Origin of the sequence: Variovorax sp. Root473, from assembly GCF_001426505.1 — a bacterium.
In the GTDB taxonomy this organism is placed as follows: Bacteria; Pseudomonadota; Gammaproteobacteria; order Burkholderiales; family Burkholderiaceae_C; genus Variovorax.
In genome coordinates, this window is sequence record NZ_LMEV01000019.1 from 65227 (window position 1) to 89437 (window position 24211).

Here is a 24211-nt window from a genome sequence, read left to right on the forward strand (position 1 = left end):
GCCTCGGCGGCACAGAGGGGCCGCCCGCACAACACCGCCCACCGGGCGCTTGTGGGGGTGTGGGTGCAGTCGGGCGCCGCTGCTGAGGGAGTTGGGTCAGTCGGCCTTGATGCCTGCGGCCTTGATCACCTGCGCCCACTTCTCCACTTCCGTCTTCTGGAAGGCGGCGATCTGCGCAGTCGTCAGGTCGGCAGGCTCCATGCCGAAGCCCTTGAGCTTGTCCTGCATCTCGGGCGTCGCGAGGATCTTGCGGATCTCGGTGTGCAGGCGCTCGACCACGGGGACGGGCACGCCAGCGGGCACGAAGATCGCCTGCCACGACACCACCTCGAAGTCCTGCAGGCCGGGCACGCCCGACTCGGCGACCGTGGGCACGTCGGGCATCGAGGCCAGGCGCTTGGCCGAAGTCACGGCGATGGCGCGCAGCTTGCCGCTCTGGATGTGCGGGCCGGCCACCACCGTGGTGTCGAACATCATGTCGACCTGTCCGCCGATCACGTCCTGGATCGCCGGGCCGCTGCCCTTGTAAGGGATGTGCGTGAACTTCACGCCCGACTTGAAGCCCAGCAGTTCCAGCGCCAGGTGCTGCGAGGTGCCCGTGCCCGCCGAGGCCGACGAGAGGCCGCCGGCCTTGGCCTTGCTCGCGGCGATCACGTCCTTCAGCGTCTTGTAGGGGCTGGCCTGGTTCACCACCAGCACGACCGGGTTGGTGCCGATGAGCGTCACGGGCGCGAACGACTTCTGCGGGTCGTAGCCCAGCTTGGGGTACAGGCTCACGTTGATGGCGTGCGAGCTGATCGTGCCGCCCACCAGGGTGAAGCCGTCGGGCGCGGCGCGGGCGCCGATCTCGGAGCCCACGCTGCCGCCGGCGCCACCCTTGTTGTCGATGATCACGCTCGTGCCCAGCGCGGTGCCCAGCCGCTGCCCGATGAGCCGGCCCAGCACGTCGGTGGTGCCGCCCGCGGGGAACGGCACGAGGTAGGTGATGGCCTTGCCCGTGGGCCAGGTGCTGCCGCCCTGCGCGAAGGCGGGCAGGGCCGTGGCGAGCGAAGCGGCGAGGGCGGATTGGATCAGTGTGCGGCGTTGCATGGCAGTGTCTCCTTGTCGTGGGGCGTTCACGGCTTGATGTTGAGCTTGGCGATCAGCGCCTTGAAGTAGGCGTTGTCCTTGGCCAGCGTGTCCTTGAACACGGCGCCGTCGGTGTAGACGTAGCCCAGGTTCTGGCGGTCCATCACTTCGTGCATGAGCGGCTCGGCGGCGGTCTTGGCGGTGATCTCGCGCAGCTTGGCCATCACCTCGGGCGGCGTGTTCTTCGGCGCGCCCAGGCCGCGCCACGTGCCGATCGACAGGTCGATGCCGCGCTCCTTCGCGGTCGGCACCTTCTCGAAGCCCTTCACGCGCTTGTCGGCCATCACCATCAGCACCTTGAGCTTGCCGCCCTGCACATGCGTCGTGACTTCGGCGGGGCTCACGGCCACGGCCTCGATGTGGCCGCCCAGCAACGCGAGCACGGCGGGCGCGGCGCCCTGGTAGGGGATGTGGCCGAACCTGGTGCCGGTCTTGTCTTCGAGCGCGGCGGCGGCCAGGTGCCAGATCGAGCCGTTGCCCGAGTTGCCCACGCGGATGCTCTCGGGCGACTTCTTCGCGGCGGCGAGGAACTCCTCGATGGTGTTCCACGGCGCATCGGCCTTCACGGTGATCGCGGCCGGGTCGGCGTTGAGCTGCGCAATGGGCTGGAAGTCGTCGTAGTTGAACTTGGCCAGGCCCAGGTGCGGCAGCGTCAGCAGCTCCACGGTGAGCACGGCGAGCTTGTAGCCGTCGGGCTTGGCGTTGATCACCTCGGCCCAGCCGATGGCGCCGCCCGCGCCGGGGCGGTTGACGATCACGATGCTCTGCGAGATGTGCTTGCGGCTGGCTTCCGAGAACGCGCGCGCCAGGCCGTCGGTGCCGCCACCGGGCTGGTAGGGCACGAGCAGTTCGATGGTGCGGTTCGGGAAGTCGTTGGCTTGTGCCGCGGCGGGCGCGGCCCCGACGAGCGAGAGGGCGGCGGTGGCCGAAAGGGCGGCAATGCCGCGGACGAACTGGCTTCTTTGCATGGTGTCTCTGTCTCCGTTGTTGATCTGTGGTGCCGGGAAGGCGGGGGAGTGCGTCAGGGCATGTACTGCCCGCCGTTCACTTCGAGCACCTGGCCGGTCACGTAGCCCGAGAGCTGCTCGGACGCGAGGTACAGGAAGGCGCCCACGCATTCGTCGGCCGTGCCCAGGCGCCCCATCGGGATGCCGGTCCTGAAGGTCTCCAGCATCGCGGGCGTCGAGAAGCGGTCCTGGAAGGGCGTCTGGATCACGCCCGGCGCGACCGCGTTCACGCGGATGCGATCGCCCACGAGTTCCCGTGCCAGGCCATGCGTCGCGGTGCTCACGAAGCCCTTGGCGCCCGCGTACAGGTAGGCGCCGGGCCCGCCGCCGGTGCGCGCGGCCACCGAGGTCACGTTGATGATGGCGCCGCTGCCTTGCTTGCGCATCTGCGGCACGGCTTCGCGGCAGAAGGCCAGCACCGAGCGTGCGTTGATGTGCATGACCTCGTCGAACAGCGCATCGTCGAACTCGGCGATGGGCATGCGCTTGACCAGGCTGCCGGCGTTGTTCACCAGCACGTCGATGCGGCCGAACTGCGCCGTGGTCTCCTGCACGCAGGCGCGGATCGCGGCGGTGTCGCGCACGTCGGCCTGCAGCGCGAAGGCCGTGCCGCCGGCCGTGCGGATGGTGTCGACCACGCGGTTCGCCGCATCGGCCGAGCTGTTGTAGTGCACCGCCACGCGCATGCCGCGCGCGGCAAAGGCGATGGCCACCGCGGCACCGATGCCGGTGCTGGCGCCGGTGACGAGGGCGGTCCTGTCCTTGAGGTCTTCCATGGATGCTTCCTTTCGATGTCAGGTGACCGGTGCCGGGTTGAACAGCACCAGCGCGTTGTGCAGCTTCCAGTGCTCGGCCCAGGTCTTCTTGCGGCCGCTGGCCACGTCGAGCATCAGGCGGAACATCTCCCAGCCGATGTCCTCGATGCTGGCGTCGCCATCGGCGATGCGGCCTGCGTTCACGTCCATCAGGTCGTGCCAGCGGCGCGCGAGGTCGCTGCGCGTGGCGACCTTGATCACCGGCACCTCGGCCAGCCCGTAGGGCGTGCCGCGGCCGGTGGTGAACACATGCAGGTTCATGCCGGCGGCGAGTTGCAGCGTGCCGCAGATGAAATCGCTGGCCGGCGTGGCGGCGTAGATCAGGCCCTTCTGCTTCGCCTTCTCGCCGGGTGCGAGCACGCCGGTGATCGGCGCGGAGCCCGACTTCACGATCGAGCCCATGGCCTTCTCGACGATGTTCGACAGCCCGCCTTTCTTGTTGCCGGGCGTTGTGTTGGCGCTGCGGTCGACGCGGCCCTGGTGCAGGTAAGCGTCGTACCAGGCCATCTCGCGGATCATCGCGTCGGCCACTTCGGGCGTGGACGCGCGCGAGGTGAGCTGGTCGATGCCGTCGCGCACCTCGGTGACTTCCGAGAACATCACGGTGGCGCCCGCGCGCACCAGCAGGTCGGTGCAAAAGCCCACGGCCGGGTTGGCGGTGACGCCCGAGAAGGCGTCGCTGCCGCCGCACTGCACGCCCACGACGAGCTCGCTCGCGGGCACGGTCTCGCGCCGGCGCTGGTTCAGGCGGGCGAGGTGCGCGTCGGCCTGGCGCATCACCGAGTCGATCATCGACATGAAGCCGACGTGCGCGTCGTCCTGCAGGCAGACCACGTCGAGGTCGCCGGCGGGCGCGCCGCGCTGGTCGGCGATGGGGATGGTGCCGGGCGGCAGCAGCCGCTCGGGCTGCAGCTTCTCGCAGCCCAGGCTCACGACCATCACCTCGCCACCGAAGTTCGGATTGAGGCTGATGTTGCGCAGGGTGCGGATCGGCACGATGGCATCGGGCGCATCGATGGCGACGCCGCAGCCGTACGTGTGCTCCAGCGCCACCACGTCGTCGACGTGCGGGTACTTCGGCAGCAGCTCGGCCTTGATGCGCGCCACGGCGAACTCGGTCACGCCGGCCACGCACTGCACAGTCTGCGTGATCGCGAGGATGTTGCGCGTGCCCACCGAACCGTCGGCGTTGCGGTAGCCCTCGAAGGTGTAGCCCTCGAGCGGCGGCAGGGCAGGGGGCTTGACGGTCGCGATGGGCAGGCCGTCGAGTTCGGGCGCGACCGGCATGCGCATCACGCGCTCGTGCACCCAGCTGCCGCGCGGCAGCGCCTTGAGTGCGTAGCCGATCACCACGTTGTAGCGCACGATGGCCGCGCCTTCGGCCAGGTCGGTCAGCGCAACCTTGTGCCCCTGGGGCACGGTGTCGACCAGCACGAGGCCGTCGTCGAAGGCCGTGCCGGCCTTGAGGCCGCCGTCGTTCGCAACGATGGCAACGTTGTCGGCCGCGTGGATGCGGATGTACAGCGGCGGTCGGGTGTTCGCATCGGCCATCGGGAGGCCCTTTCTCTTTTCTTTACTTCACCACCATGAACAGGCTGGGCAGCCAGGTGGAAAACGCCGGCACGAAGGTAACGACCCCGAGCGCGAAGATCAACGCGCCATAGAAGGGCCAGATCGTGCGCATCACCGTGCCCACCGACACCCCGCCGATGGCACAGCCGACGAACTGCGTGGTGCCCACGGGCGGCGTGTTCAGGCCGAGCGCGCAGTTGATGAGCATCACCACGCCGAACTGCACCGAGCTCATGCCGTAGTGCTGCGCGATCGGCAAGAAGATCGGCGTGCACAGCAGGATCGTCGCGGCCATGTCCAGGAAGGTGCCCAGCACGAACAGGATGACGTTGATGAGCAGGAAGATCATCCACGGCGTGGTCGTGATCTGCGACAGCAACTCGCCCGTGAGCTGGGCCACGCCGTACAGGCTGATGAGGTAGCCGAAGGTGCTTGAGATGCCGATGAGCAGCAGGATCACGCCCGTGGTGCGCACGGCCTTGGCAGCCGCCTTGATGAAGTGCTCCCACTTCAGCGTGCGGTACACGAAGATCGTCAGCGCCAGCGCATAGAGCACCGCCACTGCCGCCGATTCGGTCGCCGTGAAGATGCCCGACAGGATGCCGCCGAGGATCAGCACGACGATGAACAGCCCCGGCAGTGCCGCGGCGAACGAACGCGCCACGATGTCCCAGCCCGGGAAGCTGCCGGCCGGGTAGCCGCGCTTCACGGCCACGAGGTAGGCCGCCGCAAGGTTGCTGATGGTGAGCACGGCCGCCGGCAGCAGCGCCGCAAGGATCAGCGCCGCGATCGACACCTTGCCGCCCGCCGCCAGGGAGTAAATGATGAGGTTGTGGCTCGTCGGCATGAGCGCGCCGACCAGCGCGGCATGCGTCGTCACGTTGACCGCGTAGTCGGCGTGGTAGCCCTCCTTCTTCATCATCGGGATCATCACGGCGCCCATGGCCGAGACGTCCGCCACGGGCGAGCCCGAGACGCCGCCGAACAAGGTGCAGGCCACCACGTTCGACATGCCCAGGCCGCCGCGCACGTGGCCCACGAGGTTGCGCGCAAAGTTGACGATGCGGTCCGCGATGCCGCCGTAGAGCATGAGCTCGCCGGCGAAGATGAAGAACGGAATGGCCAGGAACGAGAAGATGCCCATGCCCGAGGTCATCTGCTGGAAGCCCACCGCCAGCGGCAGGCCTTCGTACAGCAGCGTGGCCAGGGCCGACAGGCCGATCGAGAACGCCACCGGCACGCCGAGCAGCAGGAACAGCGTGAACGAGAGGCAAAGAATGAGAAGAGGGGTCGTCATGATGAGGTTCAGCCCCAGGCGGGTTCGACTTCGCGGCCTTGGGCGAGCGCGATGATGTGTTCGATGGAGAACATCACGATGAGGACGCCCGACACGGCGGCAGGCACGTACTTCCAGCCTTCGGAAATCCACAGCGTGGGCAGGCGGTAGTCCCACACCGATTCGGCGAGCGAGGCGCAGTTCCAGGCCATGGCCAGGCCGAACAGCAGGATCAGCGCGTGGATGAGGTATTCCATCTTCAGGCGCAGCCAGTCGGGCGCGAGCACGAGGAAGGATTCAAGCCCGATGTGGCCCGCGTCGCGCACGCCCACGGCCACGCCCAGCATGGTCACGTAGAGCACCAGCAGCAGCGCGAGGCTTTCGGCCCAGGTGGGGGTGTTGTTGAGTACGTAGCGGCCGAACACCTGCCAGCTCACGGCGCAGATCACCGCGACGAGACCGAGGATGCCCATCCACATGCAGGCACGGGCGAGCGTGCGGCAAAGTTTGGTGTACATATTTCCAGCGCGAAAAATGGAGAGGCCCGGCGTCTTCGTGGAACACCGAGGAACCGGCTTTGCCGGGCCTCAGGTGTTGCCCCCGGTAGGGGGTTGGAGAAGCGACACGAAGTGCGCGCAGCCTGGGGGCGAGCCCTGTTTACTTCGTGTCCTGGACGCGCTTGACCAGGTCCTTGAGCTTCGCGTCCGTGATGAACTTGTCGTACACCGGCTTCATCGCGGCCTGGAACGGAGCCTTGTCGACGTCGATGATCTCGGCGCCGCCAGCCTTCACCGTGGCCAGCGACTTCACCTCACGCTCCTGCCACTGCTTGCGCATGTAGGGCACCGATTCCTTGGCGGCCTGGCGCAGCCAGCCTTGCTCTTCGGTGGAGAGCTTGTCCCACACGCGCTTGGAGAACAGCAGCATCTCGGGCGCCATCGAGTGCTCGGTCTTGCTGTAGTACTTGGCGACCTCGAAGGCGCGCGCGCTTTCGTAGGTGGGGTAGTTGTTTTCGGCGGCGTCGATGAGGCCGGTCTTCAGGCCCGTGTACACCTCGCCCATGGGCATCGGCGTGGCGTTGGCGCCCATGGCCTCGAGCATCGACACCCACAGGTCGGACTGCTGCACGCGGACCTTCAGGCCCTTCATGTCGGCGAAGCTGCGCACGGGCTTCTTGGCCGTGAACATCGAGCGCGCGCCGCTGTCGTAGTAGGCCAGGCCCACGAAGCCCTGCTTCTCGCACGACTTCAGAATCTCTTCGCCGACCGGGCCGTCCAGCACCTTGTGCAGGTGTTCGACCGAGCGGAACAGGAAGGGCATGGTCGGCACCTGCGTCTCGGGGCAGATGTTGTTCATGGGCGCGATGTTCACGCGCACCATCTGCAGCGCGCCGATCTTGGTCTGCTCGATCGTGTCCTTCTCGTTGCCGAGCGCGCTGTTGTTGAAGACCTTGATGCTGTGCTTGCCCCCGGACAACGCCTTGAGCCGTTCGCTCATGAACTTCACGGCGGTCACCGTGGGGTAGTCGTCGGGGTGGATGTCGGCCGAGCGGAACTCGGTGGCGCCGGCAGCCAGCGTGGTCAACGCGGCTGCCGCGCCGGCAGCAAGTGCGATGAGTGTCTTGTAGAGCTTCATTTGTCTCGTCCTCTTGGTGGTTGTCGTGAAAAAGAAAAGGGGTCAGCCGGCGAACGCCGGCTCGGGCACCCCGGCCACGCCGGGATTCAGCGCGAACACGCCGCCGGCCAGCGGCTGGTCCGACAGGTCGACGCCGCCGGGGCGGATCGAGGTGACGAACAGCGTGTCCAGGTTCGGCCCGCCAAAGGCGCACATGGCGGGCTTCTTCACCGGCACGGCGAGCGAGCGGTCGAGCCTGCCGTCGGGCGTGAAGCGGTGCACCAGGCCGGCATCGTTGCCGCAGATCCAGTAGCAGCCGTCGATGTCCATCGCCGCGCCGTCGGGGCGGCCGGGCAGGGGCTGCATGTCGACGAAGAGGCGGCGGTTGCGGGGCGTGCCGGTGTCGGTGTCGTAGTCGAAGGCCCAGACGGCCTGCACGCTCGGGTGCGAGTCCGACAGGTACATCGTGCGGCCGTCGGGGCTGAAGGCCAGGCCGTTGGGCACGATCAGATCGTCCAGCTTCAGGGCCGCGCTGTCGTTGCCGGCGCCGTAGCAGTACAGGCGGCCGATGCGCGCGCCCGCGGCCATGTCCAGCAGCATCGTGCCGGCCCAGAAGCGGCCCTGCCGGTCGCAGCGGCCGTCGTTGAAGCGCATGCCCGGCGCAGCGTGCGCCACCGCAGCGAGCGGCGTGGCCGCGAGCGTTCCGTCGGCGCGCGGGCGCAGCGAGAACAGCCCGCTTTCCATGCCGGCGATCCACTCGCCGGGCTGGCCGGCACGCGGTGCGATGCAGGCGATCATTTCATCGGCCTGCCACGTCGCATGGCCTTCGCCGGCGTGCCAGCGGTTGAGCGTGCGCGCGGGAATATCGACCCAGTACAGCGCCTGCTGTGCGGCCAGCCACACCGGGCTTTCGCCCGTGCCGTTGCGCGCGTCGAGAACGAGTTCGGCTTGCATGCGGTGCGGCGCGGTCAGTCGCCGAACGGGCCTTGCGCGGTGAAGGCGCCGCCCTGGTAGATGGCGTTCGGGTCGGTGGGCGCGACGGGCGGTTGGGCCTCGACCTTGTCGCGGAACACCTCGGAACTGTCTTGCGGCACGAAGCCCAGGTGCGCGGCGGCGGCGTTGTCCCACCACAGGTCGCGGTTGGCCGACATGCCGTAGACCACCGTGTGCTTCACGTTCGGCGTGAAGAGCGACTTCTGGATCAGCGTTGTCAGGTCGCGGTAGCTGAGCCAGGTGCTCATCATGCGGCGGTTGAGCGGCTCGGGGAACGAGGAGCCGATGCGGATGCTCACCGTCTCGATGCCCCAACGATCGAAGTAGAACTGCGCCATGTCTTCGCCGAAGGACTTCGAGAGGCCGTAGTAGCCGTCGGGTCGGCGCGCGGCGTGCGCGTCGATGTGTTCGTCCTGCTTGTAGAAGCCGATCACGTGGTTCGAGCTGGCGAACACCACGCGCTTCACGCCGTGGCGGCGCGCGGCTTCGTACAGGTTGAACACGCCCTTGATGTTGGCTTCGAGCACTTCTTCGAACGGGCGCTCGACCGACACGCCGCCGAAATGCGCGATGGCGTCGCAGCCGGCCACCAGCGCATCGACCGCGGCCTTGTTGGACAGGTCGCAGGGCACGACCTCTTCATGTGCGCCCGTGGCCGGCGCGATGTCGGCGATGTCGGAGAGGCGGATCACGTTCGCAAACGGTGCGAGCCGCTCGCGCAGCACGCGGCCGAGACCGCCGGCGGCGCCGGTCAGCAGCAAGCGGCCGAGCGAGGGGGAGAAGGCTTCAGGCGTCGACATGTCTTCGGGAGGTGTGAGGGAAGCGGGTGTGGAATGGACAACGGTGTCACCACTTTTAAGTGATAAGTTATCTGTTGTCGTACAACTGTGAGGGGATTATGATCGTCGCCATGGCCCAACCGACTGCGGGTAATCCCGAGGTTCAGAAAACGACCGCCGACCACCCGGCGGCCAGCGCCGCCTTCGTGGGACGGCCGCGCCAGCGCGCGCGCGGCCTGGCGCACGGGCTGGTGGAAGATCTGGGCGAGAAGATCCGCAGCCAGTCGCTGCGCCCGGGCGACAAGCTGCCGACCGAGTCGGCCATCATGCAGGCCTACGGCGTGAGCCGCACCGTGGTGCGCGAGGCGCTGTCGAAGCTGCAGGCGGGTGGGCTGGTCGAGACGCTGCACGGCGTGGGCACCTTCGTTTTGCAGCCGCGACCGGGTGGCATGGGCGGCGTGTTCCGCCTCGATCCCGGCGAGATCGCGACCTCGGTCGACGTGCTTGCCGTGCTCGAACTGCGCATCAGCCTGGAGACCGAATCCGCCGGGCTCGCCGCCAGCCGGCGCACCGACGAGCAGCTGGTCGCCATGCGCCAGGCGCTCGATGCGTTCGAGCAGAACGTCACGGTGGGCGGCGACACGGTGGGGCCCGACTTCGCCTTCCACCTGGAGATCGCGCAGTCGACCGGCAACCCTTACTTCGCCGACATCATGCGGCACCTGGGAACGACGATCATCCCGCGCACGCGCATCAGCGCGATCCGTGTGCAGGACGGCAGCTACCTCAGCCGCGTGAACCGCGAGCACGAGGAAATCTATGCGGCCATTGCGCGCCGCGACCCCGAGTCGGCGCGCGCCGCGATGCGCATCCACCTGACCAACAGCCGCGAGCGGCTGCGCATGGCGCAGGAAGCCGCGCAACAGCAAAAAGCCAAGGCGGAGGCGGCCGGCAACCGCGCCGCCTCGTCCGACAACACCCCTTCGCGTTGAGTTCGCCCTGAGTTTTCAGGGCTCAAGTCTGGACAAGCTGATTCTCTAGTTGTACGATGACTGATAACATGCGACGCCATCGAGGCCACGCATGCCCGCATCGACCTTCAGGAGACAGCACCCATGACCATCAACCGACGCGGCGCGCTCGGCGCCGCCCTCGCCACCACACTGGCTGTCAGCCTGCCCTTGCCCGCTTTCGCGCAAGGGGCGGGCGGCACCTGGCCTTCCAAGCCCATCCGCCTCATCGTGCCGTACCCGCCGGGCGGCTCGTCGGACATCATTGCGCGCGCCATCGGCCAGCCGCTGTCCGAAGCGCTGGGCCAGCCCGTGGTCATCGAGAACCGCGCGGGCGCCAACGGCAACCTCGGCGCCGACCTGCTCGCCAAGGCACCGGGCGACGGCCACACGCTCATGCTGTGCGACCTCGGCGCGCTGGCCATCAGCCCGTCGCTGTACCCCAAGCTGCCGTTCGATCCGTCGAAGGACCTGCGCAGCGTGGCCATGCTGGCCTACTCGCCGCACCTGCTGGTGGTGCATCCGTCGGTGCAGGCCAGCACGCTGAAGGAACTGGTCGAGCTGTCGAAGAAGAGCGACCTCAACTTCGCCGTCACCGCCAGCGGCAGCACCGCGCACCTGGCCGGTGTCGAGTTGCAGCGCAAGAGCGGCGCCAAGTGGGAGTACGTGCCCTACAAGGGCGGCGTGCAGGCCGTGCTCGACACCGTCGCCGGCCAGACGCAGGTGCTGATGAACGGCATGCTGGCCACCTACCCGCATGTGCAGAGCGGCAAGCTCAAGCTGATCGCGGTGTCCAAGTCGACGCGCATGCCGCTCATCGGCAGCGTGCCGACCATCGCGGAGCAGGGCGTTCCCGGCTACGAGTCGGGCACATGGCAGGGCGTGGTCGCGGCGCGCGGCACCCCTGACGCGGTGATCGCCCGGCTCAACAAGGAACTGGTCCGCATCATCCGCACGCCCGACATCCGGGCACGGCTGGCGGGGCAGGGCGCCGAGGTCGTGACCATGACCGCGCCCGAGCAGGACCAGTTCTTTGCCAAGGAACGCGCGCGCTGGGCGCAGGTGATCCAGCAGGCCAACCTGAAGCTCGATTGAGCGACCCCTTCTTCTTCATTTCTCTTTTTCATTTTTCACTGGACGACTTCCGATGAACCCGCAAGAACTCAAGACCATCATGGGCTCCGGCCTGCTCTCGTTCCCGCTGACCGACTTCGACAGCAACGGCGACTTCCACAAGAAGGGCTACGTCCAGCGCCTCGAATGGCTGGCGCCCTACGGCGCGAGCGCGCTGTTCGCCGCGGGCGGCACGGGCGAGTTCTTCTCGCTGACGGGTGACGAGTACCCCGAAATCATCCAGACCGCCGTCGACACCTGCCGCGGCAAGGTGCCGATCATTGCCGGCGCCGGTGGCCCCACGCGCTTCGCCATCCAGTGCGCGCAAGCCGCCGAAAAGGCGGGCGCGCACGGCATCCTGCTGCTGCCGCACTACCTCACCGAAGCCGGCCAGGAAGGCCTGGCTGCGCACGTGGAAGCCGTGTGCAAGAGCGTGAAGTTCGGCGTCATCGTCTACAACCGCGCCTCGAGCCGCCTCAAGCCCGACACGCTGGCCCGCCTGGCCGAGCGCAACCCGAACCTCGTCGGCTTCAAGGACGGCGTGGGCGACATCGAAGCGATGGTCGCGATCTTCCAGAAGATGGGCGACCGCTTCGCCTACCTGGGCGGCCTGCCCACGGCCGAGGTGTATGCCGCGGCCTACAAGGCGATGGGCACGCCTGTGTACTCGTCGGCGGTCTTCAACTTCATCCCGAAGACGGCGATGGATTTCTATCACGCGGTCGCCAACGACGACATGGCCACGCAGCATCACCTGCTGAAGAACTTCTTCATGCCTTACCTGGAGCTGCGCAACCGCGTGCCCGGCTATGCCGTGAGCATCGTGAAGGCCGGCGCCAAGCTCGTCGGCCACGACGCTGGCCCCGTGCGCGCACCGCTGACCGACCTGAAGCCTGACGAGATGGACGCGCTGAAGGCGCTCATCGACACGCTCGGCCCGCAGTAAGCCGGCACTGATCGCAATAGTCGACCGCACCACAGAACAACAGGAGACAACGACATGCTCATCAGGAAATTTCTTCTCGCCGCCGCGGCGACCACCGTGTTCGCCGGCTGCGCCGCCAGCGGTGGCGGCAGCAGTGCTTCGGCCGAACCGGCCGTGGCCGCCGCGGCCGAGCGGTTGCGCGTCGCCATGATCGACCCGACACCGGCCGCCCTGCGTGCGCTGGTGTCCGACGACCTGAGCTATGGCCATTCGGGCGGCAAGGTCGACACGCAGGCCAGCTTCATCGCCGACCTGCTCGACCGCAAGTCGGACTTCGTGACCATCGCGATCACCGACCAGACCATCAAGGTGGTCGACGGCCACACCGCCATCGTGCGCCACACGCTCGCGGCCGACACCAACGACTCGGGCAAGCCCGGCAAGGTCGCGCTGAAAATCCTCGGCATCTGGCAGAAGCAGGGCGGCGAGTGGAAGCTGCTCGCGCGCCAGGCCGTGCGCCTCACGACCTGACGGGAGCGCAATCGATGAAGAGACAACACCTCCTGGCCGCGGGCCTCGCGCTCGCCGCCACCGCGCTGCTGCCGTTGCATGCCACGGCACAGGCCGACACATGGCCGCAGCAGAAACCCGTGACGATCATCGTGCCGTTCCCCGCCGGCGGCTCCACCGATATGGTGGCGCGTGCGCTGGCGCAGCAGCTGCAGGGCAAGCTCGGCGGCAGCTTCGTGGTCGACAACCGGCCCGGCGCCACCGGCACCATCGGCACCGGCTTCGTGCGGCGCGCACTGCCCGACGGCTACACGCTGCTCGTGTCGTCGCTCGGCGCCTTCGTCGTCACGCCGCACCTGCAAAAGAGCGTGCCCTACGACGCCACCAAGGACTTCGACTACATCAGCGTGCCCGTGCAGGCACCCAACGTGCTCGTGGCGAATGTCGCGCGGCCCGAACACACCGTGGCCGACGTGCTCGCGCTCTTGCGCAAGACGCCCGGCAAGGTCTCGTTCGCGAGCTCGGGCAACGGATCTTCCGACCACCTGTCGGCTGAACTCTTCTGGCAGCAATCGAAGACCGAAGGCGTGCACGTTCCCTACAAGGGCGGCGCGCCGGCGGTGAACGACCTGCTGGGCAACCAGGTCGACTTCTCGTTCCAGAACGTGAACGCCGTGCTGCCGCACATCCGCGCCGGCAAGCTGCGCGCGCTGGCCGTCACCGGCGACAAACGCTCGCCCGTGCTGCCCGACGTGCCCACGCTCGCCGAAGCCGGCGTGAAGGGCGCCGAGGTCTATTCGTGGCAAGGCATGGCCGCGCCCAAGGGCCTGCCACCTGCCACCAAGAAGAAGCTGAGCGACGCGGTCATCGCCGCCATGCAGGACCCCGAGACGAAGAAACGCATGCTCGACCAGGGCCTGGAAATCGTCGCGAGCACCCCAGAAGACTTCACGGCTTTCCAGTTGCGCGAATGGGCGCGATGGAAGACGCTCATCGACACCCGCCACATCACTGCAGACTGAGCCACCGAGCCCGAAGATGACCTCTCCTGAATCCGCTGCCTCCCCCGCCGTGTCGGGCGCGCCCGTCGTCACCGCCATGCGCGTCGTGCCCGTTGCGGGCCACGACAGCATGCTGATGAACCTCAGCGGCGCGCATGGCCCGTTCTTCACGCGCAACCTGCTGATCCTCACCGACAGCGCCGGCCACACCGGCGTGGGCGAAGTGCCGGGCGGAGAGAAGATCCGCCAGACGCTCGAAGACGCGCGCGATCTCATCGTGGGCCAGCCCATCGGCAACCACAACGCCGTGCTCAACCGCATGCGCAGCGCGTTTGCCGCGCGCGACAGCGGCGGGCGTGGCCTGCAGACCTTCGACCTGCGCGTGACCATCCACGCCGTGACCGCCGCCGAAGCCGCGCTGCTCGACCTGCTGGGCCAGCACCTGGGCGTGCCCGTGGCGGCGCTGCTCGGCGAAGGCCAGCAGCGCGACGCGGTGCAGATGCTCGGCTATCTCTTCTACGTGGGCGACCGCACGAAGACCGACCTGGCCTACGAGACCGACCCGAACGCCGACAACGACTGGTTCCGCCTGCGCCACGAAGAGGCCATGACGCCCGAGGCCATCGTGCGGCTGGCCGAGGCCGCGCATGCGCGCTACGGCTTCACCGACTTCAAGCTCAAGGGCGGCGTGCTGCGCGGCGAAGAAGAAGTCGAGGCGATCCGCGCGCTGCACGCGCGCTTTCCGCAGGCGCGCGTCACGCTCGACCCGAATGGCGGCTGGCTGCTGGCCGACGCCATCCGCCTGTGCCGCGACCTGCACGGCGTGATGGCCTATGCCGAAGACCCCTGCGGCGCCGAAGGCGTGTTCTCGGGCCGCGAGGTGATGGCCGAGTTCCGCCGCGCCACCGGCCTGCCCACCGCCACCAACATGGTCGCCACCGACTGGCGCGAGATGGTGCACAGCCTCTCGCTGCAATCGGTCGACATTCCGCTGGCCGACCCGCACTTCTGGACCCTGCAGGGCTCGGTGCGCGTGGCGCAGCTGTGCCAGGCCTGGGGCCTGACCTGGGGCTCGCATTCGAACAACCACTTCGACGTGTCGCTCGCGATGTTCACGCACGTGGCCGCGGCGGCGCCCGGCAAGGTCACGGCCATCGACACGCACTGGATCTGGCAGGACGGCCAGCGCCTCACGAAGGCGCCGTTGCAGATCGAGGGCGGCTTCGTGCAGGTGCCCACGCGCGGTGGCCTGGGCATCGAACTCGACATGGCCGAGGTCGAGAAGGCGCACCAGCTGTACCTGAAGCACGGCCTCGGGTCGCGCAACGATGCGCAGGCGATGCAGTTCCTGATTCCCAACTGGACCTTCGACAACAAGCGGCCCTGCATGGTCCGCTGAGCCCTGCGGCGCACGCTGCGTGCCGACCGTCCCGACCTTCAAGGAGACTGAATGAACAAGCACATGGATCGCCGTCGCCTGCTCCAGGCCGCGGCCGGCTCGGCACTCGGCGCCGTGGCTGCGGCCGCGGGCGCCCAGTCGTTTCCCTACAAGCCGCAGCAGCGCTACCCAGACCCTTCGGTGCTGATCCTCGACCCCAGCTTTGCGAAGTACCGCATCTACAGCAGCACGCTCGAGCAGGTCGGTACCGGCATGCGCTGGGCCGAGGGCCCGGTGTACCTGCCGCGCGAGGGCTACCTCGTGTGCAGCGACATCCCGAACAACCGGCTCATGCGCTACGAGGAAAAGACCGGCGAGTTCAAGGTCCACAAGGCGAACGCCGGCTACTGCAACGGCAACACGCGCGACCGGCAGGGCCGCCTCATCAGCTGCGAGCACTCGGTGACGCGGCGTGTGGTGCGCACCGAGCCCGACGGCCGCACGACCGTGCTGGCCGACCGCTACCAGGGCAAGCGGCTGAATTCGCCGAACGACGTGGTCGTGAAATCGGACGACACCGTGTGGTTCACCGATCCGCTCTTCGGCATCTCGGGCACCTGGGAAGGCGAGAAGGCCGCTCCCGAGCAGGCAACGACCAACGTGTACCGCCTCACGCCCGACGGCCAGCTCTCGGCGGTGATCACCGACCTCGTGAATCCGAACGGCCTGGCCTTCTCGCCGGACGAAAAGAAGCTCTATGTCGTTGAATGGAAAGGCACGCCGAACCGCAGCCTCTGGCGCTACGACGTGGCGGCCGATGGCAGCGTGTCGAACAAGGTGAAGCTCATCGACGGCACGGGCGCCGCCGCGCTCGACGGCTTTCGCGTCGACCGCGACGGCAACCTCTGGATGGGCTGGGGCTGGAACGGCGCCGTCGCGCCCGAACCCGTCGATGCCGGCAACGGCATGAAGGTCTATCAGCCGCAGGCGAAGTCCGAAGACCTCGATGGCGTCAAGATCTTCAATTCGCAAGGCAAGCCCATCGGTTTCATCCGCTTGCCCGAACGCTGTGCCAACCTCACGTTCGGCGGCCCCAAGAACAACCGCCTCTACATGGCCGCCAGCCATTCGCTGTACGCCCTTTACGTGGAGTCCGAAGGCGCCACCTAGCCTTGGGACTTTTCCAACCTCCTCACAACACAACACGCACACAAGGACACCGACGATGACTGAATTCAACAACCTCATCAATGGCGAATGGCTGGCCGGCCAGAGCTACAGCCCCAACATCAACCCCAGCAACCTGGCCGACGTGCTGGGCCAGTACACGCAGGGCGACAAGGGCCATGTCGATGCCGCCGTGGCGGCCGCCACCGCTGCCTTCCCCGCATGGGCGACGGGCAGCATCCAGGCGCGCTCCGACGCGCTCGACAAGATCGGCACCGAGATCCTCGCGCGCAAGGAAGAGCTCGGCACGCTGCTGGCGCGCGAAGAAGGCAAGACCCGGGCCGAAGGCATCGGCGAGGCCACGCGCGCGGGCCAGATCTTCAAGTTCTTCGCGGGCGAGTGCCTGCGCCTGTCGGGCGAGCTGCTGCCCTCGGTGCGCCTGAACATCGGCGTCGAGATCACGCGCGAGCCGGTCGGCGTGGTCGGCCTCATCACGCCGTGGAACTTTCCCATTGCCATTCCCGCCTGGAAGATCGCGCCCGCGCTGGCCTTCGGCAACTGCGTGGTGCTCAAGCCCGCCGACCTCGTGCCGGGCTGCGCCTGGGCGCTGGCCGAGATCATCAGCCGCTCGGGCATTCCGGCCGGCGTGTTCAACCTCGTGATGGGCCGCGGCAGCGTGATCGGCGATGCGCTGGTCAACCACCCCGGCATCCATGCGATCAGTTTCACGGGCTCGGTGGGCGTGGGCCGCAACATCGCAGTGCAGTGCGTCACGAACCACAAGAAGGTGCAGCTCGAAATGGGCGGCAAGAACCCGCAGGTGGTGCTCGACGACGCCGACCTCGCACAGGCCGTGGAGCTCAGCGTGCAAAGCGCGTTCTACTCGACCGGCCAGCGCTGCACGGCATCGAGTCGCCTCATCGTGACCGAGGGCATCTACCCGAAGTTCATCGAGGCGATGAAGACGCGCATGGCGAAGATCAAGGTCGGCGACGCGCTCGCGCAGGGCACCGACGTGGGCCCGGTGTCGTCGAAGTCGCAGCTCGACCAGGACATGGCATACGTCGCCATCGGCAAGGACGAAGGCGCCACGCTGGCAGCCGGCGGCGAGCTGCTGAAGCTGGAGACCGACGGCTACTACATGTCGCCGGCGCTGTTCAGCGAGTCCGCCGCTCACATGCGCATCAACCGCGAGGAAGTGTTCGGCCCGGTGGCGAGCGTGATCCGCGTGAAGGACTACGAGGAAGCGCTGGCCACGGCCAACGACACCGAGTTCGGCCTGTCGGCCGGCATCGCGACCACCTCGCTGAAGTACGCCACGCACTTCAAGCGCCACAGCCAGGCGGGCATGGTGATGGTGAACCTGCCGACGGCGGGGGTGGACTACCACGTGCCCTTCGGTGGCCGCAAGGGATCGAGCTACGGCCCGCGCGAGCAGGGCAAGTACGCGCAGGAGTTCTTCACCACGGTGAAGACGGCCTACACGCTGGCCTGAGAACCCGTCAGGCTGGCGGCAGCGAGGACGGCGGCGCCCGGCGACGGCGCCGCATCCAGAGCTCGATCAGCTCGAAGATGCCCTCGCTGACGAGTGCCATCGCAGCAGCCGGCAACGCGCCGGCCATCAACAGCTCGCGGTCGTTGAGCGCCAGACCCGTCACGATGCGTTCGCCGAAGCCGCCTGCGCCGATGAAGGCCGCGATGGTCGCGGTGCCGATGGCGATGGCCGTGGCGGTGCGCACGCCCGCCAGCAGCGTGGGCAGTGCCAGCGGCATCAACACGAAGCGCAGGCTCTGCGGCGGCGTCATGCCCAGCGCGGTGCCGGCCAGTCGCAGGCCGTGCGGCACTTCGGTGAGTCCGGTCACCGTGTTGCGCATGATCGGCAGCAGCGAGTACAGCGTGAGCGCGATCAGCGCGGGCAGGGCGCCGATGGCGCCGAGCAGCGAGATCAACACCGCCAGCAGCGCCAGCGAGGGCACGGTCTGCATCACGCTCGCAAAGCCCAGCACCACGGCGCGCAACCGCAGGTGCGGAAACACCAGGATCGCCAGCGGTACACCGACGAGGATGGCGACGCCGACCGACACCGCCACCAGCAGCAGATGCTGGCGCGCGAGCGGCCAGAGGTCGGGGCCGAAGAGCTTGGCGGTGAAGCCACGCGCGGCGCTCGGTGGTGTCTTGCCGTCCTGGGTGGCACCGGCGAGGAAGTCGCGCGCGATGGTGTCGAAGCGCACGCCCTGCAATTCGGCGCGCGCGTTCATCGCGATCATGGCGTGCTCGTCGATCTTGCCTTCGAGCGCCTGCAATGCGGCCCAGGCCTTCGGCAGCCGCGTCGGCAGGTCGAGCCGGTAGAGCACCACGGCGTCGTAGCGCGGAAAGTACCGCTTGTCGTCTTGGAGCACGCGCAGGCCGAGGTGGTCGATCTTGGCGTCGGTGGTGTAGATGTCGATGGCGTCGATCTGCCTGGCCGTCATCGCCTCGTAGGCCAGGCCGTGGTCGAGCCCGGTGGGCGTCTGCGTGAAGCCGTAGCGCGCGGCCAGGCCTTTCCAGCCGTCGGCGCGGCCGATGAATTCGTTCGACAGCCCAATGCGCAACTCGGAGTGCTTCGCCAGATCGCTCAGCGTGCGCAGTCCCAGCTTGTCGGCATCGGCAGCGCGCACGGCCAGCGCGTAGCCGTCGTTGAAGCCCAGTGGAATCGCCACGCCGAGGCCGAGCGGTGCGAGCGCGGCGTTCATCGCCTCGCGCGTGTCGGCGGGCGAGCCCTTGAGAATTTCGAGTGCGATGGTGCCGGTGTATTCGGCATACAGGTCGATGGCACCGGAGCGAAGCGCCTCGTAGACGATGGCCGTGTTGCCCAGGCCCTGTCGGATGACGGGCGGCGACGCGGTGTGCGGCGCAGCGGTCTGCGCCAGCACCTCGGCCAGGATGTACGACTCGGTGAAGCGCTTGGAGCCGACGCGCAAGGTCTCGTCGGCGGCCTGCGCGCAGGGCGCGGTGGCCAGCCAGAGCATCGCGGGAAGCCACAGGGCGGCACGCCAGAAGCTGCGAAGCAGGTGCATCCGGGCCAGTGTATCGGCATCGCCGCGCCAGCCGTACCCGTTCGCCTCCTACACGCCGTGGTGCGCGCAGCCGATGCGCCACAGGCGCGCAGCGACCCATAGTGGCCGTCATGAAGAAAACCAAGCACGCGCTCCCCGGTCCCGACATCCATGGCCTGCGCGAGCTGCCCGGCCTGCGCGTGGACGGCTACAGCCTGCAGCTGCGCGACAAGGACGGCTTCGTCGGCGACCAGGCCAGTCAGACGGCGTTTCGCGAGCTGCTCGAGCGCTGGCGCAAGCGCCGCCGCAAGGCTGGGCGCGACCCGTTGGGCGGAACCCATTCGCGCGACCTGAGCAAGAAGGAGCTCGACCGTGTGCTGCAGGGGAAAACCGCAACCGCCGCCGCCGACGTGATGCACGGCGCCATCGAGGAGTTCGCCGAGGAGCTGGCCCTCGTGATCCAGCGCTTCATGCGACAGCCCTCGTGGCGCAAGGTGCAGCGCATCGTAGTGGGCGGTGGCTTTCCCGAAAGCGACGTGGGAGAGCGCGCGATCCTGCAGGCGGGCGCGATGCTCGAAGACCTGGGCGTTCATGTGCAACTGGGCCGCCTGTCGCACAACGTCGACGATGGCGGGCTGATCGGCTGGGTGCACCTCACGCCGCCGGCGCTGTTGAAGGGGCACGACGCGATCCTGGCCGTGGACATCGGCGGCACCAACGTGCGCTGCGGCATCGTGAAGACGCGCCATCGCAAGGCGCCTGACTTCTCGCGCGCCAAAGTGGTCCGGCGCGAGAAATGGCGCCATGCCGACGACGGCCCGAACCGCAGCCACATGGTCGAGCGCATCGCCGACATGCTCGAAGACATGGTGATCTACGCCGAGCGCCACAAGATCCGGCTCGCGCCTTTCATCGGCATCGGTTGCCCGGGGCTCATTCGCTCCGACGGCTCGATCGCGCGCGGTGCGCAGAACCTGCCGGGCGACTGGGAGAGCCATGCCTTCCACCTGCCGGCCGCGCTGTGGCAGCGCCTGCCGATCATCGGCTCGGGGCCGACGCTGGTGCTCATGCACAACGACGCGGTGGTGCAGGGCCTGAGCGAGTTGCCCTTCATGCGCGACGTGCAACGCTGGGGCGTGCTGACCATCGGCACCGGGCTGGGCAACGCCAGCTTCACGAACCGGCGTTGAGCGCTACCTCTTACAGGTCTTCGGGCCGCAGTTCCGCGCCGACGCGCGCGGTGGCCGCGGCGGTGGCCACGTTGCCTGCCGCATCGGTGGCGCGCAGCTCGATGTTCGCCAGGCCTGCGCGTGCGGGTGTCCAGCTGCAGGCGTAGGACGCGGCGCGCAGCGCGCAGACGGTCTTGCCATCGACGATGAAGGCCAGTTCGGCGACACCGGTGTCGTCCGATGCGGTGCCCGACAGCCGCACCGGCAGGCCGGGCGCGGCCGTCGCCATCTGCGGCACGGTCAGCGTCACGGTCGGCGCCGTGGTGTCGGCCGGCGCGCGCACGATCACCTGCGCCGACGCAACCTCCGCATTGCCCGCGGCATCGATGGCGATCACGCGGACGACCTGCACGCCCGGCGCGGTCGGCGTCCACTGGCAGGTGTAGGGCGGGGCGGTGAAGGTGCACAGCGGCAGGCTGTCGGTGCCGATCACCTTCACGCCGAAGACGCCGACGTTGTCGACCGCCACGGGCGCGAGCGCCACCGGCTGGCCGACGATCGCCATCGCGGGTGCGGCCAGCGACACGGCCGGCTTCTGGCTGTCGGGGACGCCCAGCGGCAGGTCGATGGTGAAGGTCGCGAGCCCTTGCACCGCCTTCTGTTCGAAGGCATCGAAGATGGTGAACCACGTCGCGCCCGGTGCGCGGCCTGGGGCCTGCGCCTTCACGAGCAGCGTGGTCTTGCCGACGGCGAAGCAGCTGAAGCCGCAGCGCCAGTCGAACACGAAGCGGCCTTCGGCGTTGGTCGTGCCTTGCGCGATCGGCTCCAGCGGCTTGCCGGCGCCGGGGTCGCGCCACACCGAGACGGGCGCGCCGGCCAGCGCAGCGCCGCTCTCGCGCTCGGTCACGCGCACCTGCGTGGCGGGGGTCGCGGCCATGAACTTCGAGCTGCCGAGCTTGGGCCAGTCGCGCCAGTCGGTGTTGATCTGCGCCTTGGTGCCTTCGGTGAAACGGATCAGGCCGAGCGTGGCGACGCGGTTGGCGGCCGGGTCGTAGCGTGGCTCGAACACGGTGCCCAGCAGCGGGTCGAGGCGCCAGTGCTGGCGCGTCCACCAGTAGCGGTCGGTGTGCTTCACGATGGCCAGGTCGCTGGCGGGCGCGGCTTCGGTGGTGTCGGCAATGGCGGTCGCGTTGTAGTACTCGCCGGAACCGGCGCCGAACACGTGCTCCAGCTCGTGCAGCAGGGTCTTGAGCTGGCGGCCGAGGTAGTCCTTCTCGGTGGACTCGGGCGCGGCGGCGGTGATGACACGCGACAGGCGCAGCGGGTCGTGGATGGCGGTCCAGTTCAGGTTCCACGTCACGCCGGTGGGCGGGAAGGTGGTGCTCGTGGTCAGGCCGCCGTGGCTGTAGCCGCGCTTGGAGGGGCCGACGCACAGCACGATCTCGCCGCCGGCCACGCCGTTGAAGCCGCAGGGCGGTGCCGCGCCGGGCGCGACGATCTGCAGGTCTTTCGCGGGGTCGAAGGCGAAGCTGCGCACCGTTTCGCGCTGGAACACGGTGTTGAGGTCGGCCACGTACTGCGCGAGCCGTCGGCCGGCCTCGGGCGCGCCGATGTCGGCCGCCAGTTGCGGGTCGATGAAGAAGCGCAGGCGGTGCACGCTCGGCGTGGCGCGGCCGACTTCGTTCATGGCCGCCCAGGTCGGGGCAGCGGACAACGGCAGCAGCAAGGCCAAAACGACGGGCAAGGCTGCGCCCAGCCGGCGCGCGAGCGCCAGCAGCGAATCAATGAAAGGCATCGATTTTTCTCCCCGTGCTCAGGGGAGTCCGGCAGTGATCGACAACAAAGGGGACCGCTTCGGGCCGCGCGAAGGTGTCGCCCGGCGCCCAGCGCACAGACCCCGCGGCGACCGCCTTTGCCGGTCACGCGCCTGCATCGCATCGAGGTCGCCGAAGGCGATACGCCCTGACGGACGCCGATGCTTCTGAAGTGCGGGGACTACGGGTTGCTCATTCAGTGCGGAGGGCGGGCGGACCGCTCATTCCTCCCCACGATGTGGCAACAATCAGTGAACCTTTATCTTAATTTCTGGGCTCGTAGGAAGGGAACTGGCCTCGCTGTAGTGGTGCCTGTTATTTGGGCACTTTCTCACGAAAAGGGCGGTACGAATGGCGCTTCAGTGGGCCCCGTGAGGCCGGGCCGGAGCGGGCTGCCCCGCAATGCAGGGGGCTCCGGAAGAACGGTCATCCACCGGAACCGGTGGCGATTCTAGTGTGAATGTTCAATTAGTTGCAATTATGTTGCATTCGTGCATCTTGAGCGATGCACTGCCCGTCTACAGCTGGAACGCAACCGTCAGCAGCAGCCCTTCGGCCACGTCGCGCAGCAGCCCCGGGCGCCGCGCGCGGTAGGGCTCGCCGGCCGAGGCGGTGGTCTCGATCCATTCGGCCAGCCATTCGATGTCGTCGCGGCCGTAGAACACCACCGCCGCCTCGTGGTTCAGCAGCAGGCTGCGCAGGTCGAGGTTGATCGAGCCGCACATCGCGAGTTCGTCGTCGACCACCACGGCCTTGGCGTGCGCCATGAAGGGCAGCATGCGAAAGCTCACGCCCGCGCGCGCCAGGTCGCGCATGGCGCGTGCGCGCACGAAGTCGGCGAGGCGGTGGTTCGATTGCGCGGGCATCGCGACGGTCACCTGCACGCCGCGGCGCGCGGCCAGTCGCAGCGCGTCGCGCAGGCCGTCGCCGGGCACGAAGTAGGGCGTGATCGCGAGCAGCCGGTGCTCGGCGCGAAAGCAGGCGTCGATGAGCAACGCATGCGCTGTGTCCTCGGTCTGGTCGGGGCCGCTCGGCAGGAACTGGGCCATCGCGCAGCCGGGGCCTGCCGCCACGTCGTCGGCGGTGACGGCGCGCGCCTTGCGCCCGCGCACCGAGCTCCAGTCGTGGTCGAACTGGCGCGCCGCGGCGGCGGCCACGCTGCCCTGCAGGTCGAAAGAGAGGTCGTGCCAGGCTTCGGGATGGGTGGCGTTGCCGGTGAAGTATTCGCCCGCGAGGTTGCGTCCGCCCGACCAGAGCCAGCGGTCGTCGGCGATGGTGAGCTTGCGGTGGTTGCGCAGGTTGCGCGGCCCGATGCGGCGCAGGCTGAAGAAGGGGCGGAATACCGCCACCTCGCCGCCGGCCGCGCGCAGCCGGTCGAAGTGATGGCGCGGCAGCGACAGCGCACCGAAGCCGTCGAGCAGCACGCGCACCTTGAGGCCTTCTCGCGCGCGCTGCGCAAGCCGTGTCAGCACGGCGTGGCCGAGCGCGTCGTCGCCGATGATGAAGGTGCACACGTCGATGCGTTCGCGCGCGCCGGCGATCACCTCGAACAGCGCCTCGCGCGCGGCTTCGCCGTCGGCATGCATGCGGATCGCGCAGCGCCCCGGTGGCGCCAGGCCGAAGCTCTCGATGAGGTCGGCCGCCCAGTGGCCCGGCGGCATCGAACGCGGCGGCCGGGGCGCACCCGCCGGGCGCAGCTTGCGCTGGCCGAACAGCAGGTACATCGGCAGGATCACGTAGGGCATCAGCACCAGCCCCATGACCCACGCGATGGCGGTGGTGGGCGCGCGCTGCTCGCGCCGCGTGCGCGTGGTCAGCACATAGACCAGCAACGCGAAAGTGACGGCAAGAAAATGCTGTGAAGGAGAGGGCAGCCAGTCGAAGGCGGTGTCCGGCATGGGGCGG

The 24211-nt window shown here is 68.3% G+C and carries 21 protein-coding genes; 9 read left to right on the forward strand and 12 right to left on the reverse strand.

Going from position 1 to position 24211, the window contains the following annotated elements; translation table 11 throughout:
- Positions 1-96: 96 nt before the first annotated feature.
- The 9 genes from ASD34_RS23420 to ASD34_RS23460 form a co-directional block, all read right to left on the reverse strand.
- Positions 97-1089: a Bug family tripartite tricarboxylate transporter substrate binding protein gene (locus ASD34_RS23420; protein WP_056582947.1), complete on the reverse strand. Its 993-nt coding sequence runs from the start codon at positions 1087-1089 to the stop codon at positions 97-99.
- 26 nt (positions 1090-1115) lie between these two features.
- Positions 1116-2096, reverse strand: a complete 981-nt coding sequence (locus ASD34_RS23425; protein WP_056582949.1) for a tripartite tricarboxylate transporter substrate binding protein — start codon at positions 2094-2096, stop codon at positions 1116-1118.
- Positions 2097-2149: 53 nt separating this feature from the next.
- Positions 2150-2911, reverse strand: a complete 762-nt coding sequence (locus tag ASD34_RS23430; protein WP_056582951.1) for an SDR family NAD(P)-dependent oxidoreductase — start codon at positions 2909-2911, stop codon at positions 2150-2152.
- Between the two features lie 18 nt (positions 2912-2929).
- Positions 2930-4501, reverse strand: coding sequence for a galactarate dehydratase (gene garD / locus ASD34_RS23435; RefSeq protein ID WP_056582953.1), 1572 nt, complete (start codon positions 4499-4501; stop codon positions 2930-2932).
- A gap of 22 nt (positions 4502-4523) precedes the next feature.
- Positions 4524-5819, reverse strand: a complete 1296-nt coding sequence (locus tag ASD34_RS23440) for a TRAP transporter large permease (RefSeq protein WP_056582955.1) — start codon at positions 5817-5819, stop codon at positions 4524-4526.
- Between the two features lie 8 nt (positions 5820-5827).
- Positions 5828-6316 (reverse strand): TRAP transporter small permease, encoded by a 489-nt coding sequence (locus tag ASD34_RS23445; protein WP_056582957.1) that lies wholly within the window; start codon positions 6314-6316, stop codon positions 5828-5830.
- 139 nt (positions 6317-6455) lie between these two features.
- Positions 6456-7433, reverse strand: a complete 978-nt coding sequence (locus ASD34_RS23450) for a TRAP transporter substrate-binding protein (RefSeq protein WP_056582959.1) — start codon at positions 7431-7433, stop codon at positions 6456-6458.
- Between the two features lie 42 nt (positions 7434-7475).
- Positions 7476-8366, reverse strand: coding sequence for an SMP-30/gluconolactonase/LRE family protein (locus ASD34_RS23455; protein WP_056582962.1), 891 nt, complete (start codon positions 8364-8366; stop codon positions 7476-7478).
- A gap of 14 nt (positions 8367-8380) precedes the next feature.
- Complete coding sequence (locus tag ASD34_RS23460; RefSeq protein ID WP_056582963.1) at positions 8381-9205, reverse strand: NAD-dependent epimerase/dehydratase family protein; 825 nt, start codon at positions 9203-9205, stop codon at positions 8381-8383.
- Between the two features lie 110 nt (positions 9206-9315).
- Here ASD34_RS23460 and ASD34_RS23465 point away from each other — a divergent pair, with 110 nt between their 5' ends.
- From ASD34_RS23465 to ASD34_RS23500, 8 genes are all read left to right on the forward strand, one after another.
- Entirely contained in the window at positions 9316-10176 is an 861-nt protein-coding gene (locus tag ASD34_RS23465; protein WP_056583446.1) for a FadR/GntR family transcriptional regulator, read from the forward strand.
- Between the two features lie 123 nt (positions 10177-10299).
- A complete protein-coding gene (locus ASD34_RS23470) occupies positions 10300-11289 on the forward strand; it encodes a Bug family tripartite tricarboxylate transporter substrate binding protein (protein WP_056582965.1) in 990 nt (329 codons plus the stop codon).
- 52 nt (positions 11290-11341) lie between these two features.
- The gene (gene kdgD / locus ASD34_RS23475) at positions 11342-12253 is read left to right on the forward strand and encodes a 5-dehydro-4-deoxyglucarate dehydratase (protein ID WP_056582967.1); all 912 of its coding nucleotides are present in this window, start codon (positions 11342-11344) and stop codon (positions 12251-12253) included.
- Positions 12254-12307: 54 nt separating this feature from the next.
- Positions 12308-12763 (forward strand): nuclear transport factor 2 family protein, encoded by a 456-nt coding sequence (locus tag ASD34_RS23480; RefSeq protein WP_056582969.1) that lies wholly within the window; start codon positions 12308-12310, stop codon positions 12761-12763.
- Positions 12764-12777: 14 nt separating this feature from the next.
- Entirely contained in the window at positions 12778-13764 is a 987-nt protein-coding gene (locus tag ASD34_RS23485) for a Bug family tripartite tricarboxylate transporter substrate binding protein (protein ID WP_056582971.1), read from the forward strand.
- Between the two features lie 16 nt (positions 13765-13780).
- Complete coding sequence (gudD, locus tag ASD34_RS23490) at positions 13781-15142, forward strand: glucarate dehydratase (protein WP_056582973.1); 1362 nt, start codon at positions 13781-13783, stop codon at positions 15140-15142.
- A gap of 51 nt (positions 15143-15193) precedes the next feature.
- On the forward strand, positions 15194-16291 hold the full coding sequence (locus ASD34_RS23495; protein ID WP_056582975.1) for an SMP-30/gluconolactonase/LRE family protein: 1098 nt from the start codon (positions 15194-15196) through the stop codon (positions 16289-16291).
- A 55-nt stretch (positions 16292-16346) separates the two neighbouring features.
- The gene (locus ASD34_RS23500) at positions 16347-17783 is read left to right on the forward strand and encodes an aldehyde dehydrogenase family protein (RefSeq protein WP_056582977.1); all 1437 of its coding nucleotides are present in this window, start codon (positions 16347-16349) and stop codon (positions 17781-17783) included.
- Between the two features lie 7 nt (positions 17784-17790).
- Here ASD34_RS23500 and ASD34_RS23505 read toward each other — a convergent pair whose 3' ends face one another.
- A complete protein-coding gene (locus tag ASD34_RS23505) occupies positions 17791-19344 on the reverse strand; it encodes a glycine betaine ABC transporter substrate-binding protein (RefSeq protein WP_056582978.1) in 1554 nt (517 codons plus the stop codon).
- A 110-nt stretch (positions 19345-19454) separates the two neighbouring features.
- On the opposite strand from ASD34_RS23505, the gene ASD34_RS23510 reads away from it, so the two are divergent.
- Positions 19455-20513 (forward strand): ROK family protein, encoded by a 1059-nt coding sequence (locus ASD34_RS23510; protein WP_056582980.1) that lies wholly within the window; start codon positions 19455-19457, stop codon positions 20511-20513.
- A gap of 10 nt (positions 20514-20523) precedes the next feature.
- Here the strand turns inward: ASD34_RS23510 and ASD34_RS23515 are convergent, their stop codons facing one another.
- Both ASD34_RS23515 and ASD34_RS23520 read right to left on the reverse strand, forming a co-directional pair.
- Complete coding sequence (locus ASD34_RS23515; protein ID WP_056582982.1) at positions 20524-22287, reverse strand: Ig-like domain-containing protein; 1764 nt, start codon at positions 22285-22287, stop codon at positions 20524-20526.
- 537 nt (positions 22288-22824) lie between these two features.
- A complete protein-coding gene (locus ASD34_RS23520; RefSeq protein ID WP_056582984.1) occupies positions 22825-24204 on the reverse strand; it encodes a phospholipase D-like domain-containing protein in 1380 nt (459 codons plus the stop codon).
- Between the last annotated feature and the right edge of the window lie 7 nt (positions 24205-24211).